The organism is Streptomyces desertarenae (genome assembly GCF_042681365.1).
Lineage (GTDB): Bacteria > Actinomycetota > Actinomycetes > Streptomycetales > Streptomycetaceae > Streptomyces > Streptomyces desertarenae.
Window position 1 is genome coordinate 92,833 of sequence record NZ_JBHUFU010000007.1, and the last position, 15,755, is coordinate 108,587.

15 protein-coding genes are annotated in these 15,755 nt (G+C 74.6%); 7 read left to right on the forward strand and 8 right to left on the reverse strand.

Annotated elements, in window-relative coordinates:
- Positions 1–63: 63 nt before the first annotated feature.
- The 7 genes from ACFSJS_RS13555 to ACFSJS_RS13585 all read right to left on the reverse strand — a co-directional run bounded on the left by ACFSJS_RS13555 (position 64) and on the right by ACFSJS_RS13585 (position 7,311).
- Positions 64–888: an ABC transporter ATP-binding protein gene (locus ACFSJS_RS13555; protein WP_380899874.1), complete on the reverse strand. Its 825-nt coding sequence runs from the start codon at positions 886–888 to the stop codon at positions 64–66.
- Complete coding sequence (locus ACFSJS_RS13560; RefSeq protein WP_380899876.1) at positions 875–1,813, reverse strand: ABC transporter permease; 939 nt, start codon at positions 1,811–1,813, stop codon at positions 875–877. The genes ACFSJS_RS13555 and ACFSJS_RS13560 overlap by 14 nt, the downstream gene beginning before the upstream one ends.
- Positions 1,814–1,915: 102 nt before the next feature.
- A complete protein-coding gene (locus ACFSJS_RS13565) occupies positions 1,916–2,770 on the reverse strand; it encodes a glycosyltransferase family 2 protein (RefSeq protein ID WP_380900283.1) in 855 nt (284 codons plus the stop codon).
- A gap of 126 nt (positions 2,771–2,896) precedes the next feature.
- The gene (locus ACFSJS_RS13570) at positions 2,897–3,682 is read right to left on the reverse strand and encodes a CDP-alcohol phosphatidyltransferase family protein (RefSeq protein ID WP_380899878.1); all 786 of its coding nucleotides are present in this window, start codon (positions 3,680–3,682) and stop codon (positions 2,897–2,899) included.
- On the reverse strand, positions 3,660–4,721 hold the full coding sequence (locus ACFSJS_RS13575; RefSeq protein WP_380899880.1) for an iron-containing alcohol dehydrogenase family protein: 1,062 nt from the start codon (positions 4,719–4,721) through the stop codon (positions 3,660–3,662). The genes ACFSJS_RS13570 and ACFSJS_RS13575 overlap by 23 nt, the downstream gene beginning before the upstream one ends.
- Complete coding sequence (locus ACFSJS_RS13580; RefSeq protein WP_380899882.1) at positions 4,709–5,458, reverse strand: phosphocholine cytidylyltransferase family protein; 750 nt, start codon at positions 5,456–5,458, stop codon at positions 4,709–4,711. Before ACFSJS_RS13580 ends, ACFSJS_RS13575 begins: the two co-directional genes overlap by 13 nt.
- Entirely contained in the window at positions 5,455–7,311 is a 1,857-nt protein-coding gene (locus ACFSJS_RS13585; protein ID WP_380899884.1) for a DUF5941 domain-containing protein, read from the reverse strand. The genes ACFSJS_RS13580 and ACFSJS_RS13585 overlap by 4 nt, the downstream gene beginning before the upstream one ends.
- Positions 7,312–7,648: 337 nt before the next feature.
- Between ACFSJS_RS13585 and galE the strand changes: the two genes are divergently transcribed.
- The 3 genes from galE to idi all read left to right on the forward strand — a co-directional run bounded on the left by galE (position 7,649) and on the right by idi (position 10,391).
- The gene (gene galE / locus ACFSJS_RS13590; protein ID WP_380899886.1) at positions 7,649–8,671 is read left to right on the forward strand and encodes a UDP-glucose 4-epimerase GalE; all 1,023 of its coding nucleotides are present in this window, start codon (positions 7,649–7,651) and stop codon (positions 8,669–8,671) included.
- 117 nt (positions 8,672–8,788) lie between these two features.
- The gene (locus ACFSJS_RS13595; protein WP_380899888.1) at positions 8,789–9,724 is read left to right on the forward strand and encodes a cation diffusion facilitator family transporter; all 936 of its coding nucleotides are present in this window, start codon (positions 8,789–8,791) and stop codon (positions 9,722–9,724) included.
- A gap of 106 nt (positions 9,725–9,830) precedes the next feature.
- Complete coding sequence (gene idi, locus ACFSJS_RS13600; protein WP_380899890.1) at positions 9,831–10,391, forward strand: isopentenyl-diphosphate Delta-isomerase; 561 nt, start codon at positions 9,831–9,833, stop codon at positions 10,389–10,391.
- Between the two features lie 40 nt (positions 10,392–10,431).
- Here idi and ACFSJS_RS13605 read toward each other — a convergent pair whose 3' ends face one another.
- Positions 10,432–10,971, reverse strand: coding sequence for an ATP-binding protein (locus ACFSJS_RS13605; protein ID WP_380899892.1), 540 nt, complete (start codon positions 10,969–10,971; stop codon positions 10,432–10,434).
- A gap of 260 nt (positions 10,972–11,231) precedes the next feature.
- On the opposite strand from ACFSJS_RS13605, the gene ACFSJS_RS13610 reads away from it, so the two are divergent.
- The 4 genes from ACFSJS_RS13610 (at position 11,232) to ACFSJS_RS13625 (ending at position 15,630) form a co-directional block, all read left to right on the forward strand.
- Positions 11,232–12,029 carry an enoyl-CoA hydratase/isomerase family protein gene (locus ACFSJS_RS13610; protein WP_380899894.1) on the forward strand — a complete coding sequence of 266 codons (798 nt, stop codon included), beginning with the start codon at positions 11,232–11,234 and terminating at the stop codon, positions 12,027–12,029.
- A gap of 9 nt (positions 12,030–12,038) precedes the next feature.
- A complete protein-coding gene (locus ACFSJS_RS13615) occupies positions 12,039–12,902 on the forward strand; it encodes an SCO6745 family protein (RefSeq protein WP_380899896.1) in 864 nt (287 codons plus the stop codon).
- A gap of 84 nt (positions 12,903–12,986) precedes the next feature.
- Complete coding sequence (locus tag ACFSJS_RS13620) at positions 12,987–13,112, forward strand: LPFR motif small protein (protein ID WP_269846161.1); 126 nt, start codon at positions 12,987–12,989, stop codon at positions 13,110–13,112.
- 97 nt (positions 13,113–13,209) lie between these two features.
- A complete protein-coding gene (locus ACFSJS_RS13625) occupies positions 13,210–15,630 on the forward strand; it encodes a Tex family protein (protein WP_380900285.1) in 2,421 nt (806 codons plus the stop codon).
- Positions 15,631–15,755: the final 125 nt, after the last annotated feature.

Here is a 15,755-nt window from a genome sequence, read left to right on the forward strand (position 1 = left end):
CGCGGCCCCCGCCGCCCGTCCTCCGGGCGGCGGGGGCCGCGCGCACGGCGTGGCGCCGCTCCCCTACTTGCCGGCGAACTCCTCGTAGGCCTTCATCACGGTCTCGGTGGGGCCGTCCATCCTCAGCTCGCCGCGCTCCAGCCACAGCACCCGGTCGCAGGTGTCCCGGATGGACTTGTTGTTGTGGCTGACCAGGAAGACCGTCCCGGCCTCCTTGCGCAGCTCGCGGATGCGGGCCTCCGAGCGCTTCTGGAACTTCTTGTCGCCGGTGGCCAGCGCCTCGTCGATCATCAGCACGTCGTGGTCCTTGGCCGCGGCGATGGAGAACCGCAGCCGGGCCGCCATGCCCGAGGAGTACGTCCGCATCGGCAGGCTGATGAAGTCGCCCTTCTCGTTGATGCCGGAGAAGTCGACGATGTCCTGGTAGCGCTCCTCGATCTGGGCCTTGGTCATGCCCATCGCCAGCCCGCCCAGTATGACGTTGCGCTCGCCGGTCAGGTCGTTCATCAGGGCCGCGTTGACGCCCAGCAGCGAGGGCTGGCCGTCGGTGTAGACCTTGCCGCGCTCGGCCGGCAGCAGGCCCGCGATGGCCTTGAGCAGGGTGGACTTGCCCGAGCCGTTGGAGCCGATCAGGCCGATCGCCTCGCCCCGGTAGGCGACGAAGCTCACGCCCTTGACCGCGTGCACCTCGCGCATGCCCGCCGGGGGCCTGCGGCGCAGGATGCGGCTGAGCGCCGCGGTGGCGCTGCCCCTGCCGCGGGCCCCGCCGTTGACCCGGTAGACGACGTGCAGGTCCTCGGCGATGACGGTCGGGCGGCGTTCCTCGGCGGCGGCGCCGCCCTGCCCGGCGGCGGCGCTCTTCTCGGGGCTCTTCTCAGCCACGGCCATAACGCTCCTCCGCCTTCCAGAAGTACACGAACCCGCCGATCCCGATCACCAGCGCCCAGGCCGCGCCCAGCACCCACACGTGACCGCCCAGGCTCTGGTGGTGGGGGCCGTCGATCAGCGCGTAGCGCATCAGCTCCATGTAGACCGCCGCCGGGTTGGCCTCCAGCACGACGGCCAGCCAGTCCGGGGCGTGCGCCTTCTCCAGCATGTACGCCAGCGGGAACATCACGCCGGAGGCGTACATCCAGGTGCGCAGCACGAACGGCATCAGCTGCGCCAGGTCGGGGGTGCTGCTGCCCAGCCGGGCCATGACCATCGCCAGGCCGGTGTTGAAGAGGAACTGCAGGGCCAGGGCGGGGACCACCAGCAGCCACAGCGGGCCCGGGTAGTGGCCGAAGGCCAGCAGGACGACGATCAGCACGACCATCGAGTACAGCAGCTGCTGGAGCTGCTGGAGGCAGAAGGAGACGGGCAGCGAGGCCCGGGGGAAGTGCAGGGCCCGCACCAGCCCCAGGTTGCCGGAGATGGAGCGCACCCCGGACATCACCGAGGTCTGGGTGAAGGTGAAGACGAACACGCCCGTCACCAGGAAGGGCACGTACTCGTCGTTCTGCATCCCGCCGCGCCCCTGGAGCAGCAGGCCGAAGATGAAGTAGTAGACGGCCGCGTTCAGCAGGGGGGTCAGGACCTGCCACAGCTGGCCGAGTTTGGCCTGGCTGTACTGGGCGTGCAGCTTGGCCCGCGAGAAGGCGAGGATGAAGTGCCGGCGCTCCCACAGCTGCCGGACGTACCCCACCAGGGAGGGCCGCGCCCCGCTCACCGTCAGGCCGTACTTGGCGGCCAGCTCGGCCGGGGACAGGCCGTCGTCGGGTGAACGCGGGGACTCGCTCGTCGCGATCGCACCGCCGTGCGTTGTCTCGCTCACGTTGAAACTTTCGTCCTCACAGTGCACAGCCGGGTTCGGATGAGTGCAGCGGGCCCGGCCCCGTCACCGGACCCGACGCCCTCAAGGCAGAGCTTGTCAGATTCAGATGACGGGCGGCCGACCGAGTCGGGTCAGACGCCACACCGTACGCCACTTCATCGGACGGCGCGGACCGCACGGGGTGGTCCAGCCCTCCCTGAAGCCCCCCAGCCAGGCGCGCAGCGCCGGACGCGAGGGACGCCGGGCGAGGGTCAGCAGCAGCCAGACGCCCAGGTAGAGCGGGATCAGCGGGGCGGGGAGGTTGCGGCGGGCCAGCCAGACCCGGTTGCGGGCGACCATCCGGTGGTAGACCGCGTGGCGGCTGGGGAGGGTGGTGGGGTGGTGGAGCACCATGTCGGCGCGGTAGTCGATCATCCAGCCGGCGTCCAGGGCCCGCCAGGCCAGGTCGGTCTCCTCGTGGGCGTAGAAGAACTCGTCCGGCAGCCCGCCGACCTCTTGGAAGACCTTGGTGCGCACCGCGTTGGCGCCGCCGAGGAAGGTCGTCACCCGCGAGGAGCGCATCGGGTCCGACGCCCGCAGCCGGGGCACGTGGCGGCGCTGGGTGGCGCCGGTGTCCGGGTCGGCGATGCGGAAGCTGACGATGCCCAGCTCCGGGTCGGCCGCGAAGGCCTTCCTGACCAGCTCGGCGGTGCCGGTGTCGGGCAGCAGCCCGTCGTCGTCGAGGAAGAGCAGGACGTCCACCTCGCTCCCGCCCGGCCCGAACGCCTCGATGCCGACGTTGCGGCCCCCGGGGATGCCGAGGTTCTCCGGCAGCTCCACCGCCCGCACTCCGCCCGGCAGGTCCGGCAGCTCCGGCAGCGGGGCGCCGTTGCCGACGACCACGACCCGGATCGGATCGCCGTCCTGCTTGGCGACCGAGTCCAGCAGGGCGCGCAGCTCCTCGGGGCGGTTGCCCATGGTCAGGATGACGGCGCCCAGGGTCGGGGACGTGCGGGGGCCGCCCGGGGCGCCCCGCACGGCGTGCCCGTCCGTTCCGGGCCCGCCGTGCGTCCCGTCCGTCCGCGCCATCTCACTCACCGCCCCTCACTTCAGCCGGCTCGAGGCCAGGATGGACACCAGGTGCAGCAGCGTCTGCAGGACGGCGATGGCCGCCAGGACCGCGACGCCCAGGCGGGTGAAGAACAGGTCGCCGCGCACCGCGTCCGCCACGGCCACCGCCAGGATGACCAGGGACGCCTCGACCCCGCCGACCAGCCGGTGGAACTTCAGCGCCGCCGCGGCCCGGCGGGCCAGCGCCAGCCCGGAGGACCGGGGCACCGCCGCCTCGTCCCGGACGGCCGGCAGGCCGCTGCGGGAGCGGGCCACGTCCACCAGGTCCGTCTCGGCCTTGATCAGGATCGCGCCCAGGGCGGCCACCGTGCCCAGGAAGGCCCACAGCCAGTTCGCGGAGGCGCCCTCGACGCGGAAGACGTCCGCCGCCCGCACGCCGAAGCCGACCAGGAGGGCGGCCTCGGCCAGGTAGTGGCCCACCCGGTCGAGGTAGACGCCGGTGATGGAGGTCTGCTTGCGCCAGCGGGCGACCTCGCCGTCCACGCAGTCCAGCAGCAGGTAGAACTGGATGAGGAGGGCCGCGAGGACCGCCCCGGCCGGGCCCGGCACCAGCAGCACCGCGCCGGCGGCGACGCCGGCGACGACCATCAGGTAGGTGAGCTGGTTGGGCGTGATCCGGGTGCCGACCAGGTGCCGGGTCCAGCGCAGGGAGATCTCCCGCATGTACAGGCGCCCGGCCCAGTGCTCGCCGCTGCGCCGGTCCTTCACCCCGGCGGGGTGCACGACCGGGCGGAGTTCAGCTACTGATGGCTTTGACATAGTCGGCGTACGCGTCCCTGATCTGGTCGGTGGACAGGTCCAGGTGCTCGATGATCGTGTAGCGCCCGGGCCGGGTCTGGGGCGCGTACTCCACTGCCCGCACGAACTCCTCGTCGCTGAAGCCGATCTCGCCGGGCAGCACGGGCAGGCCGTGCCGCCGCAGCACGTCGACGATCAGCGCCGTCTGCTCCTCGGCTCCGCGCAGGTGCATCGCGAAGGCGGCGCCGAGTCCGCACTGCTCGCCGTGGGCGGCGGCGCGCTTGGGGTAGAGGAGGTCGAAGGCGTGGTTGATCTCGTGGCAGGCGCCCGAGGCCGGGCGGCTGTCGCCGGCCACCGACATGGAGATGCCGGTCAGCACCAGCCCCTCGGCCAGCACGGTGAGGAACTCGTCGTCGCCGCAGCCGCCCGGGTGGCGCAGCACCGCCTCGCCCGCCTGGCGGGCCATGGCGGCGGCCAGGCCGTCGATCGCCTCGCCGGTCTCCCGGTGGGAGAGCTCCCAGTCGGCGACGGCGGAGATGTTGGAGATCACGTCGCCGACGCCCGAGCGGACGAAGCGGATCGGGGCCTCGCGGATGACGTCGAGGTCGATGACGATCGCGATCGGGTTCGGCACGCCGTACGAGCCGCGGCCGGCGTCGTTGTCGAGCGTGGCGACCGGGGAGCACAGCCCGTCGTGGCTGAGGTTGGTGGCGACGGCGACCAGCGGCAGGCCGATGCGCGCCGCGGCGAACTTGGCGCAGTCGATGATCTTTCCGCCGCCCATGCCGACGACCGCGTCGTAGTGGCCCGCCTTCATGGCGTCGGCCAGTTTGATCGCGTCGTCCAGGGTGCCGCCGCCGACCTCGTACCAGTCGGCGCCCGGCAGCGCGGGCGCGAAGCGCTCGCGCAGGGCCGCGCCCGAGCCGCCGCTGATGGCGATGGCGAGCTTGCCCGAGGCCGAGATGCGCTGGTCGACCAGGAGGGCCGCCAGGTCGTCCAGCGCGCCGGGCCTGATGTCGACGACGACCGGCGAGGGGATGAGCCGGGTCAGTACTGGCACGCGATCCCCCGCGCCTTGGCCAGGTCGTCGTGGTTGTCGATCTCGACCCACGCGACCTCGCCGATCGGGGCGACGTCGACGGTGAGGCCGCGGTCCACCATCTCCTGGTAGCCGTCCTCGTAGTACAGCTGCGGGTCGCGCTCGTAGGTGGCCTTCAGGGCGTCGGCCAGGTCGGCGGCGGCCTCGCCCTCGATGAGGGTCACGCCGATGTACTCGCCGGTGGCGTCGGCGGGGTCCATCAGCTTGGTGATGCGGCGCACGCCCCTGCCGGGCTCGGTGACGACCTTCATCTCCTCCTCGGCCAGCTTCTTGACCGTGTCGAGGGCGAGGATGACCCGCCGCCCGTCGCCGCGGGCGTCCAGGAGGGTCTGCTCGACGGAGACGGGGTGGACGGTGTCGCCGTTGGCCAGGATGACGCCCTCGGCGACGGCCTCGCGGGCGCACCACAGGGAGTAGGCGTTGTTCCACTCCTCGGCCTTGTCGTTCTCCACCAGGTGGAGCGTGACGCCGTACTTCTTCTCCAGGGCGGCCTTGCGCTCGTACACGGCCTCCTTGCGGTACCCGACGACCACGGCGACGTCGGTGAGGCCGACCTCGCGGAAGTTGCCGAGGGTCAGGTCGAGCACGGTGGTCGTGCCCTCGCCGGCCGGGTCCACCGGCACCAGTGCCTTGGGGAGGGTGTCGGTGTAGGGGCGCAGACGCCGTCCGGCGCCGGCCGCCAGCACGAGGCCGATCATGCGGGTTCTCCTGTTTCGTCGTGTACGGCGGGTGCTTGCGAGGACACCCAGAAGCGGACGCTCTCGGTGACGACCGTGAGCGCCAGGGCCCCGGCCAGGACCGTGAGCGCGATCGTGAAGCCCTGCCCCGCGGCCCACAGGGCGGCGGCGGCCGTGACCACCGCGACGCGTCCCTCGTGCCCGCCGATCGCCCGCACCAGCCGGTGCGGAGGGGCGCCGGTGCCACCGCGGATGCGGTACACCGTGTCGTAGTGATGGTAGGCGACGGCCGCCACCAGCCCGAATGCGGCGGGCAGCGCGCCCTCGGCACCGGAGCGGGCGGCCAGCACCAGCACCGCCGTGTACTCCGCCGCGCGGAAGAGGGGCGGCACCAGCCAGTCCAGCGCCCCCGTCAGCGGCCGGGCGACGGCGGCCCCGGCCAGGAGGGCGTAGCCGAGCGCGGCCGCGAGGGGCCACGGGCCGCCCCGGGGCGTCCACAGCGCGCAGGCCACCAGGCCCGCCGAGCCGAGCAGGGCCAGGGCGGGGGCGGCGAACGCCGGCAGCCGTGCACCGCGCAGGAGCGCGGCCGCGCCCGCGGCGAGGGGGCCGGAGTCGGCCAGGTCGGCCAGGGCGCGGGCGGCCCGGTCGGTGCGGGCGGCCTTCCGGGTGAGCGAGCGCAGCACCCGCCCGGCGGTGGTGTAGCAGGCGGCGAACGCGCAGCCGGCCAGCAGCACGGTGAAGGTGGTGCGGGGGGTGGTGAGGGCGGTGAGGACGGCGATCAGCGCCCAGCGCTCGCCGATCGGCAGCACGATCATGCGGCGCACCCAGACCGTCCAGCCGACGCTGTCGAGCCGTCCGGAGAGGGCGGCGGTGGGGCTGGTGTTGCCGGTGGCGTCGTGGTTGGCCTCGGTGAAGGAGAAGTCCACCACGTGCCGGCAAGTCTGGAGGACCATCGCGGCCAGTGCGAGCGCCCACACGTCGTCGCCGCCCCGGGCCGCGCCGAGGGCCAGGCCCGCGTAGTAGGCGTACTCCTTGGCCCGGTCGAAGGTGGCGTCCAGCCAGGCGCCGAGCGTGGAGTACTTCAGCGCGTAGCGGGCGAGCTGCCCGTCGGCGCAGTCCAGCACGAACGAGGCGATCAGCAGCACGCCGGCGGCGACGAAGCCGCCGCGGGTGCCGGTGGCGGCGCAGGCGGCCGCGACCAGCGCGGTGAGCAGCGAGGCGGTGGTGACCTGGTTGGGGGTGAGGCCGCGCCGGGCGCACCAGCGGGCGAGGTAGCGGGAGTAAGGGCTGATGAAGAAGGTGGTGAAGAAGCCGTCGCGGGACTTCACCGCCGAGCGCAGCCGCACGGACTCCTCGTCCACGGCCGCCACGGCCCGCCGGGCCTCCTCGCGGGCCGCCTCGCCGCCGGGCACGGCGGCGACGAGCACGCCCAGCTCGGGGCGGTGGACGGCGGGGGCGCCCGCGTCCTCCTCCAGGGCGGCGGCCACCCGGTCGGGCAGCCCCGCCGGCACCGGGGGCGCCTCTTCCCCGGCGGCGGCCCCGGCCCGCCCGGCGGCGACCGGCGGCACGCTCTCCCGCGCGGCGGCCGCCACGGCCCGCACCAGGGCGGCGCGGGCCTCGGGCCGGGCGATGACGGCGCCCGGCACCGCGGCCGCGGGGAAGCGGGGGTCGGTCAGGGCCAGCCGCAGGCTGTGCAGGTGCCCGACGAAACGGGGGTCGACGAGGGCGACGCGCTCACCCGCCGGGACGGCGGCCAGCGCCTCCTGCGCTCCGGCGGCGTCGTCCACCACCCGCACGTCGAACCCCAGCGTCCGCAGATCGCCCTCCAGGGAGGACCCCGCGGCCGGCGGACCGGTGAGAATGGCGGTCGACAAGAACGAACTCACTCCTTGGAAGGCCGGGCTGTCCGCGGCGCGGACCTCGGGGCGGCGTCCGGGCAGCGGTCACCGTGCGCCATCACCCGTTCGGGGCGGGCGGCACGTGGCCAGAGGTTATCGGATCAGGGGAAGAGGCAGTTCACCCCTCATTCACCGGGGCGGGGCCGTCCGGCCATCACGGACCACCGCAAACCGCCGCGGACCGCTGCCCAGCATCCTCGATCCGCCGGGCCCGCACAAGGACCGCCCCCGCCCGTCCTGCCCGTCCCGCCCGTCCCGCGGCCGGGCCGCCGAGCGGCGCGGGCGCGGGACGGCGGGTGGTTAGGCTGCCCCCATGACATGGCTGGTCACCGGAGGAGCCGGATACATCGGGGCGCACGTGGTGCGGGCCCTGGACGGGGCCGGGGAGGGGGTCGTCGTCCTCGACGACCTCTCCAGCGGCCTGCCCGAGCGGCTGCCGCCGGGCGTCCCGCTGGTCCGCGGCGGCGTCTCGGACCGCGGGCTGCTGGACCGCACCATCGCCGGCCACGGCGTCACCGGTGTGGTGCACCTGGCGGCGAGGAAGCAGGTCGGCGAGTCCGTCGAGCACCCGCTGACGTACTACCGGGAGAACGTGTACGGGCTGACGGTGCTGCTGGAGGCGGTGGCCGCGGCCGGGATCGGGCGCTTTTTGTTCTCCTCGTCCGCCGCCGTCTACGGCACGCCGGAGGTGGAGCTGGTGGCGGAGGACACCCCGTGCGCGCCGCTGAGCCCGTACGGCGAGACGAAGCTGGCGGGCGAGTGGCTGGTGCGCGCCGCCGGGAGGGCGCACGGGATCTCCACGGCGTGCCTGCGCTACTTCAACGTGGCGGGGGCGGAGCGGCCGGAGCTGGCCGACGTCGGGGTGTTCAACGTCATCCCGATGTTCTTCGACGCCCTCACGCGCGGCGAGGCGCCGCGGATCTTCGGCGACGACTACCCCACACCCGACGGCACCTGCGTGCGCGACTACATCCACGTCGCCGACCTGGCCGAGGCCCACCTGGCCGCCGCCCGCCACCTGGCCGCGCGGCCGGCCGGCACGGACCTGACCGTGAACGTGGGCACCGGCGAGGGCGTGTCGGTGCGGGAGCTGGCCGACCTGGTGGTCGGGATCACCGGCATCCGCGAGCCGGCGCCGGTGGTGGTGCCGCGCCGGCCGGGCGACCCGGCCCGAGTCGTCGCCTCCGCCGAGCGGATCGGCCGGGAACTGGGCTGGGCCCCCCGGTACGGGGTACCTCAGATGGTGGCGTCGGCCTGGGAGGGGTGGCTGGCGCGCCGCTCCCGCGGTGGTGCGGCCGGTGGCGCGGCGACCGGGCAGAACCGACCCGAGGCCTGAAAAAACCGCAGGTCACGAGGATGACAACGGTGTTCAGTGCCGCGTTGCCCGATACCCCCCTCCCGTAGTTCACTGGGGGCGTCCGCACGGCCGACCGCGACGCTGGAGGCATCACCGATGGGCGCAGGGCACAACCACGGCGGGCCGCGTCCCGCCGGGTCCGGAACGGCCGGAGCCGCGTACCGGGGGCGGCTGCGCGCCGCGCTGGCCATCGCGGTCGTCCTGCTGGTCTCCCAGGCCGTGGGCGCGGCGCTGACCGGCTCGCTGGCGCTGCTGGCGGACGCCGGGCACGTGGCCACCGACGCGATCGGGGTGGGGATGGCGCTGCTGGCCATCCACATCGCCAACCGGCCCGGCAGCGGGCGGCGCACCTTCGGCCTGGCGCGGGCCGAGATACTCGCCGCGCTGCTGAACTGCCTGCTGCTGCTCGGCGTGGGCGGCTACATCCTGGTGGAGGCCGTCGACCGACTGCGGCACCCGGCCGAGGTGCCGGGCGGCCTGACCGTGGCCTTCGGCGTGGTGGGCCTGGCCCTCAACGGACTGTCCATGGCGCTGCTGATGCGCGGCCAGCGCGAGAGCCTGAACGTGCGCGGCGCCTTCCTGGAGGTGGCGGCGGACGCCCTGGGCTCCCTGGCGGTGATCGTGGCGGCGCTGGTGATCCTCGTCACCGGGTGGAAGCAGGCCGACCCGATCGCCTCGCTGCTGATCGCGGTGCTGATCGTGCCCCGCACGGTGAAACTGGCGCGGGAGGCGCTCGAGGTCCTGCTGGAGGCCGCTCCCCGGAACGTGGACCTGGCCGAGGTGCGGGCGCACATCCTGGGCGTCCCCGGTGTGGAGGACCTGCACGACCTGCACGTGTGGACGATCACCTCCGGCATGCCGGTGCTCTCCGCGCACGTGGTGGTGGACCGCGAGGCGCTGGAGCCGGCCGGCCACGACCGCATCCTGCACGACCTCCACCGGTGCCTGGGCCGGCACTTCGACGTCGAGCACTGCACCTTCCAGCTGGAGCCGCACGGGCACGCGGCGCGCGAGGGCCGGCTGTGCCACTGACCCGCGCGGTGCCGGTGAGCGGCGCCGCGCGGCGTGCGGCACACTGGTGCGCAAGGCCGGAACGCCGGGGAGACACCGTTCCGGCGCATCCTGGTGAAGGGCGGACATGACGAACGGCACGACGGACCCGATCATGCTCGAACTGGTCGACGAGGACGGCACGACGATCGGGACCGCGGAGAAGCTGTCCGCCCACCGGGCCCCCGGACGGCTGCACCGGGCCTTCTCCGTCTTCCTGTTCGACGACACCGGCCGGCTGCTGCTCCAGCGCAGGGCGCTGGGGAAGTACCACTCCCCCGGTGTGTGGTCCAACACCTGCTGCGGCCATCCCTACCCCGGCGAACCGCCCTTCGCGGCCGCCGCGCGCCGGGTGGGCGAGGAGCTGGGCGTGGCGCCCTGGCTGATGCGCGAGGCGGGCACGGTGCGCTACAACCACCCGGATCCGGCCTCCGGCCTGGTGGAGCAGGAGTACAACCACCTCTTCGCGGGTCTGGTGCGGGACGCCCCGCGCCCGGACCCGGCGGAGATCGCCGAGACGGCTTTCGTGACGCCCGAGGAGTTGCTCAAGCGGCACGAGGCGGAGCCGTTCTCGGCCTGGTTCATGACGGTGCTGGACGCCGCCCGCGGCGGCATCCGCGAGGTGGCCGGGGCCTCCTCGGGCTGGTGAGCGCGGGCCGCGGCGGCGGCCTTCCGCCCGGTGCCCGGCCTCAGCCCGCCCGCAGCGACAGCCCGGGGGCGGCCGGGGGCGCGGGCGGCAGCAGGGGCAGCACGGCCCGCACCACCTTCCCGCCGGACGCGGTCCGCTCGACCTCGCAGATCCCGCCCGCCTCGGCGACGGTCGCCCCGACCAGGAGCAGCCCGCGTCCCCCGAGGTGCTCCTGCGAGGGGTCGAAGGCCGGCGTGGCGGGACGGTAGGGGTGGCCGTCCTCGACGCCGACGCGCACCCAGTCCGCGCCGACGGACACCTCGACGCCGATCTCGGCCGTCAGCAGGGCCGCGTGCCGCACGGAGTTGGTGACCAGCTCCGACAGGATCAGCATCAGTGCCTGGAGGACCTCCCCGGAGACGGGGACGTGCCGGTGCAGCAGGAGGTCGCGCACGGCGTGGCGCACCCGGGGCACGGAGGCCTCGTGCACCGGGGCGGTGAACCGCCAGGTGCCCTCGTAGGGCCTGGACCGCGCGGCCTGCCGGCCCGGCGCCGCCACCCGTCCCGCCTGTTCCGGGGAGGCGCCCCCGCGGATCTCCATCTGCCGCACCCCGTCCTCGGCTCTCGCCGGCCGTTCCGCCCGACCCGGTCCCGGACCGGTTCTTCCGTCGAGTGTTGGCCCGCGGGGCGGGCTCTCCCAGGGGGTGACTGCAAGTCGGCACTTATCGATGGCAATTGACAGAAGCCTTTCGCGCCATTCGCACCCGTGACCGAGCTTGCACGATCGATTCTGCTGCTCCCCGCGCGTGCGGCCGCCACCGGCCGGCCGCACCGCGCGGAGGGCCCGTTACGATCCGGCCCATGCCCCAGGAGCCCATGCCCCAGGACACCGGGCCGGCCGTGCTCGCCGCCGTCGAGGACGGCGTGGCCACCCTCACCATCCGCAACCCGGCCAAGCGCAACGCCATGACGCCCGCGATGTGGCGCCGGGTGCCCGAGCTGCTGGAGGACCTGGCCGCCGACCCGGCCGTACGGGTCCTCGTCCTCACCGGTGGGGGCGGCACCTTCTGCGCGGGCGCGGACATCTCCGCCCTGCGCGGCGGCGAGCAGGAGTCGCGGGGGCTGGCGGTGGCGGCCGAGGAGGCGCTCGCGGCCTTCCCCCGGCCCACCCTGGCGGCCGTGCGCGGCCACTGCGTGGGCGGCGGGTGCCAGCTCGCCGTCGCCTGCGACCTCCGCTTCGCCGCCGGGGACGCCCTCTTCGGCGTCACTCCCGCGAAGCTCGGCATCGTCTACCCGGCCTCCGCCACCCGGCGGCTGGTCTCCCTCACCGGCCCGGCCACCGCCAAGTACCTGCTGTTCTCCGGCGAGTTGATCGGCGCCGAACGAGCCCTGCGCACCGGCCTGGTCGACGAGGTGCACCCGGGCGACGGCCTCGGCGGCCGGGTGGCGGAGTTCGCCCGCCTGCTGGCCTCGCGCTCGCAGCTCACCCAGGCCGCCGCCAAGGAGTTCGCGGACGGCTCCGCCCGCGGCCCGGCCGACCCGGAGCGGATCGCCCACTGGGACCGGCAGGCGCGGGAGAGCGGCGAGGCCGCCGAGGGGGTCGCCGCCTTCCTGGAGCGACGCGCCCCGGCCTTCACCTGGCCCCTTACCGGCCGGTAGCGTGCGGATATGACGTCCCTTCCCGCACGCGCCGGACGACGCTGCCACAACGTCGTCAACCCGCTCCACTCGGCCATCTACTTCACCCCCGACCTGGCCCGGGAACTGGCCCCGTACGGCATCGAGGACCCGGCCGCGGTCTACTTCGCGGGACGCGCCGCGCCCCTGGGCCGGGTCGGCCCGGGGGCCGTCACCGCCGCCTTCTACAACTTCAGTCCCGACCTCGTCGCCCGCCACCTGCCGGGCGTGTGGGAGTCGGCCCCGCCCGAGGCGGTGCTGGAGGCGCGGCTGCGCGCCGCCGACTCCATGCTGCGGCGGCTGCTGGGCGAGGAGGCGGTGGGGTCCGCGGAGATGGCCGAGGCCGCGGAACTGGCCCTGCGCGCCGCCGAGGCGTGCACCCGGCCGGGGCGCCCGCTGTACGCCTCCCTGGCCGACCTGCCGGTGCCCGACGCACCGCACCTGGCCCTGTGGCACGCGGCCTCGATGCTGCGCGAGCACCGCGGCGACGCCCACGTGGCCGTCCTGCTGCACGCCGGGCTGGACCCCCTGGAGGCGCTGGTCAGCCACACCGCCGGCGGCCGCGGGATGAGCCCCGCCTGGGTGCTGTCCACCCGCGGCTGGGGCCGCCGGGACTGGGAGGAGGCCCAGGAGCGGCTGCGCGGGCGCGGCCTGCTGGACGGCGGCGGCGAGCTGACCGGCGCCGGCGCCGCCCTGCGCGAGGAATTGGAGGAGGAGACCGACCGGCTCGACTCCGCCCCGTACGAGCACCTGGGCGCGGCGGGCACCGAACGGCTGACCGAGCTGTGCCGGGGCTACACCACCGCGGCCCTGGGCGCGGGCGCCTTCCCCGCGGACGCCTTCGGGAAGGGCTGACCCGCCGGCCGATCCGGGCCGCTGTGTGAACTCGGTCCGGCCGCAGGAGGTTTGCCCGGAACGTCAGCGGTCATCCGATACCACATGTTCCGAGCCATAGCAGACGCACTCCGTACCGTCGGCGGCGCCATCGCGACCGTGGTGACGCTGCCCTTCCGCCTTCTCGCCCGCCTCTTCGGCGGCGCGTCGCACGCCGGCCGCCGCGTCTGACCGCCCCGCCACCGGTGCGGCCTGCCAGAATGCGGGCTATCGGGGGAGACCCAGCACCGAGAAGGCGGAACGGATCGTGACACAGTCCATCGGAGAGGTGCCCGTCGAGGGAACGGCGTCGGCCGGCAAGGCCGGCGCGGTCTCCGTCGAGGGCAGGATCGCCGAGGAACTCGGCGTACGGGAACGGCAGGTCAGAGCCGCCGTCGAACTGCTCGACGGCGGCTCGACCGTGCCGTTCGTCGCGCGCTACCGCAAGGAGGCCACCGGCGGCCTGGACGACGCCCAGCTGCGCACCCTGGAGGAGCGGCTGCGCTACCTGCGGGAGCTGGAGGAGCGGCGGACGGCGATCCTCGAGTCCGTGCGCGCCCAGGGCAGGCTCGACGCCGAACTGGAGGCGCGCATCGCGGCCGCCGACTCCAAGGCGCGCCTGGAGGACATCTACCTGCCGTACAAGCCCAAGCGGCGCACCAAGGCGCAGATCGCCCGCGAGGCGGGGCTGGAGCCGCTGGCCGACGGCCTGCTGACCGACCCGTCCGCGGAACCGTCCGCCGCCGCGGCGCCGTTCGTCGACCCGGACCGGGGCGTCGCGGACGCCTCCGCCGCGCTCGAGGGCGCCCGCGCGATCCTCACCGAGCGCTTCGGCGAGGACGCCGACCTCATCGGCGAACTGCGCGAGACGATGTGGCGGCGCGGCCGGTTCGTGGCCAGGGTGCGGGAGGGCAAGGAGGAGCAGGGCGCCAAGTTCGCCGACTACTTCGACTTCTCCGAGCCCTTCACCGAACTGCCCTCGCACCGGGTGCTGGCGATGCTCCGCGGCGAGAAGGAGGAGGTCCTCGACCTCACCTTGGACCCGGAGCCGCAGGACGCCGGGGACGCTCCGGCCGGTCCGTCGGTGTACGAGCGCGCCATCGCCCGCCGGTTCGGCATCGAGGACCGGGGCCGTCCCGCCGACCGGTGGCTGGCCGACACCGTGCGCTGGGCCTGGCGCACCCGCCTCCTGGTCCACCTGGGCATCGACCTGCGGCTGCGGCTGCGCACCGCCGCCGAGGACGACGCGGTGGCGGTGTTCGCCGCCAACCTGCGCGACCTGCTGCTGGCCGCGCCGGCCGGCACCCGCGCCACGATGGGCCTGGACCCGGGCTACCGCACGGGCGTGAAGGTCGCCGTGGTCGACGCCACCGGCAAGGTCGCCGCCACCGACACGATCCACCCGCACGTCCCGCAGAACCGCTGGAAGGAGTCGCTGGCGACCCTGGCGCGGCTGGCGCGGGAGCACCGCGTGGAGCTGATCGCCATCGGCAACGGCACCGCCTCGCGCGAGACGGACCGGCTCGCGGCCGAACTGTGCGCGGCGCACCCGGAGCTGAAGCTGACCAAGGTGGTGGTCTCCGAGGCGGGGGCCTCGGTGTACTCCGCCTCCGCCTTCGCCTCCCGGGAGCTGCCGGACCTGGACGTCTCGCTGCGCGGAGCGGTCTCCATCGCCCGCCGCCTGCAGGACCCGCTGGCCGAACTGGTCAAGATCGACCCCAAGTCGATCGGCGTCGGGCAGTACCAGCACGACGTCTCCGAGGTGAAGTTGTCGCGCTCGCTGGACGCGGTCGTCGAGGACTGCGTGAACGGTGTCGGCGTGGACGTCAACACCGCCTCGGTGCCGCTGCTGTCGCGGGTGTCGGGCATCGGACCGGGCCTGGCCGAGAACATCGTCGCCCACCGCGACGCCAACGGCCCCTTCCGCAGCCGCAGGGCCCTGCGGGACGTCCCCCGGCTCGGCCCCAAGGCGTACGAGCAGTGCGCGGGCTTCCTGCGCATCCGCGGCGGCGACGATCCGCTGGACGCCTCCGCCGTGCACCCCGAGGCGTACCCGGTGGTGCGCCGGATGGTGAAGGCGACGGGCGAGGAGGTGGCGGCGCTCATCGGCAACACCCGGGTGCTGCGTTCGCTGCGCCCGCAGGAGTTCGTGGACGACACCTTCGGCCTGCCCACGGTCACCGACATCCTCAGGGAGCTGGAGAAGCCCGGGCGCGACCCGCGTCCGGCCTTCCGCACGGCCGTCTTCAAGGAGGGCGTGGAGAGGATCGGGGACCTGGAGCCGGGGATGGTGCTGGAGGGCGTGGTCACCAACGTCGCCGCGTTCGGCGCCTTCGTCGACATCGGCGTCCACCAGGACGGCCTGATCCACGTCTCGGCGATGTCCAAGGCGTTCGTGAAGGACCCGCGCGAGGTGGTCAAGTCCGGTGACATCGTGAGGGTCAAGGTGCTGGACGTGGACGTGCCGCGCAAGCGGATCTCGCTGACGCTGCGGCTGGACGACGAGGCCGCTCCGGCAGCGGGCGGGGGGCGCGAGGGCCGTCCCGCGCGCGGGCAGCGCGGCGGAGCGCCGCGCCAGCGCACCGGCGACCGGCGCGGCGGCGGGGGCCGGCGGGACGGCGGCGGCCGGGAGGGCGGCGGGCAGCGCCGCGACTCCGCCCCGGCCAACAGCGAGATGGCCGAGGCCCTGCGCCGCGCGGGCCTGCTCTGAAGCCCTCCCCTCGGGGGCTCCCGCGGCGGCGGACCCGGACGGGGTCCGCCGCCGCGCCGGCCGGCCCGGCCCGCGCGGTGACGCCGGGCCGGGTCGGCGCCCGCGCCCTCCTCCGCGCCGCCGCG

Bases quoted from the DNA above. Each gene is read 5' to 3' on its own strand.
- ACFSJS_RS13555 (WP_380899874.1), bottom strand. From the start codon at position 888: ATGGCCGTGGCTGAGAAGAGCCCCGAGAAGAGCGCCGCCGCCGGGCAG.
- ACFSJS_RS13565 (WP_380900283.1), bottom strand. From the start codon at position 2,770: ATGGGCAACCGCCCCGAGGAGCTGCGCGCCCTGCTGGACTCGGTCGCC.
- ACFSJS_RS13570 (WP_380899878.1), bottom strand. From the start codon at position 3,682: ATGTCAAAGCCATCAGTAGCTGAACTCCGCCCGGTCGTGCACCCCGCC.
- ACFSJS_RS13580 (WP_380899882.1), bottom strand. From the start codon at position 5,458: ATGATCGGCCTCGTGCTGGCGGCCGGCGCCGGACGGCGTCTGCGCCCC.
- galE (WP_380899886.1), top strand. From the start codon at position 7,649: ATGACATGGCTGGTCACCGGAGGAGCCGGATACATCGGGGCGCACGTG.
- ACFSJS_RS13595 (WP_380899888.1), top strand. From the start codon at position 8,789: ATGGGCGCAGGGCACAACCACGGCGGGCCGCGTCCCGCCGGGTCCGGA.
- idi (WP_380899890.1), top strand. From the start codon at position 9,831: ATGACGAACGGCACGACGGACCCGATCATGCTCGAACTGGTCGACGAG.
- ACFSJS_RS13605 (WP_380899892.1), bottom strand. From the start codon at position 10,971: ATGGAGATCCGCGGGGGCGCCTCCCCGGAACAGGCGGGACGGGTGGCG.
- ACFSJS_RS13610 (WP_380899894.1), top strand. From the start codon at position 11,232: ATGCCCCAGGAGCCCATGCCCCAGGACACCGGGCCGGCCGTGCTCGCC.
- ACFSJS_RS13615 (WP_380899896.1), top strand. From the start codon at position 12,039: ATGACGTCCCTTCCCGCACGCGCCGGACGACGCTGCCACAACGTCGTC.
- ACFSJS_RS13620 (WP_269846161.1), top strand. From the start codon at position 12,987: ATGTTCCGAGCCATAGCAGACGCACTCCGTACCGTCGGCGGCGCCATC.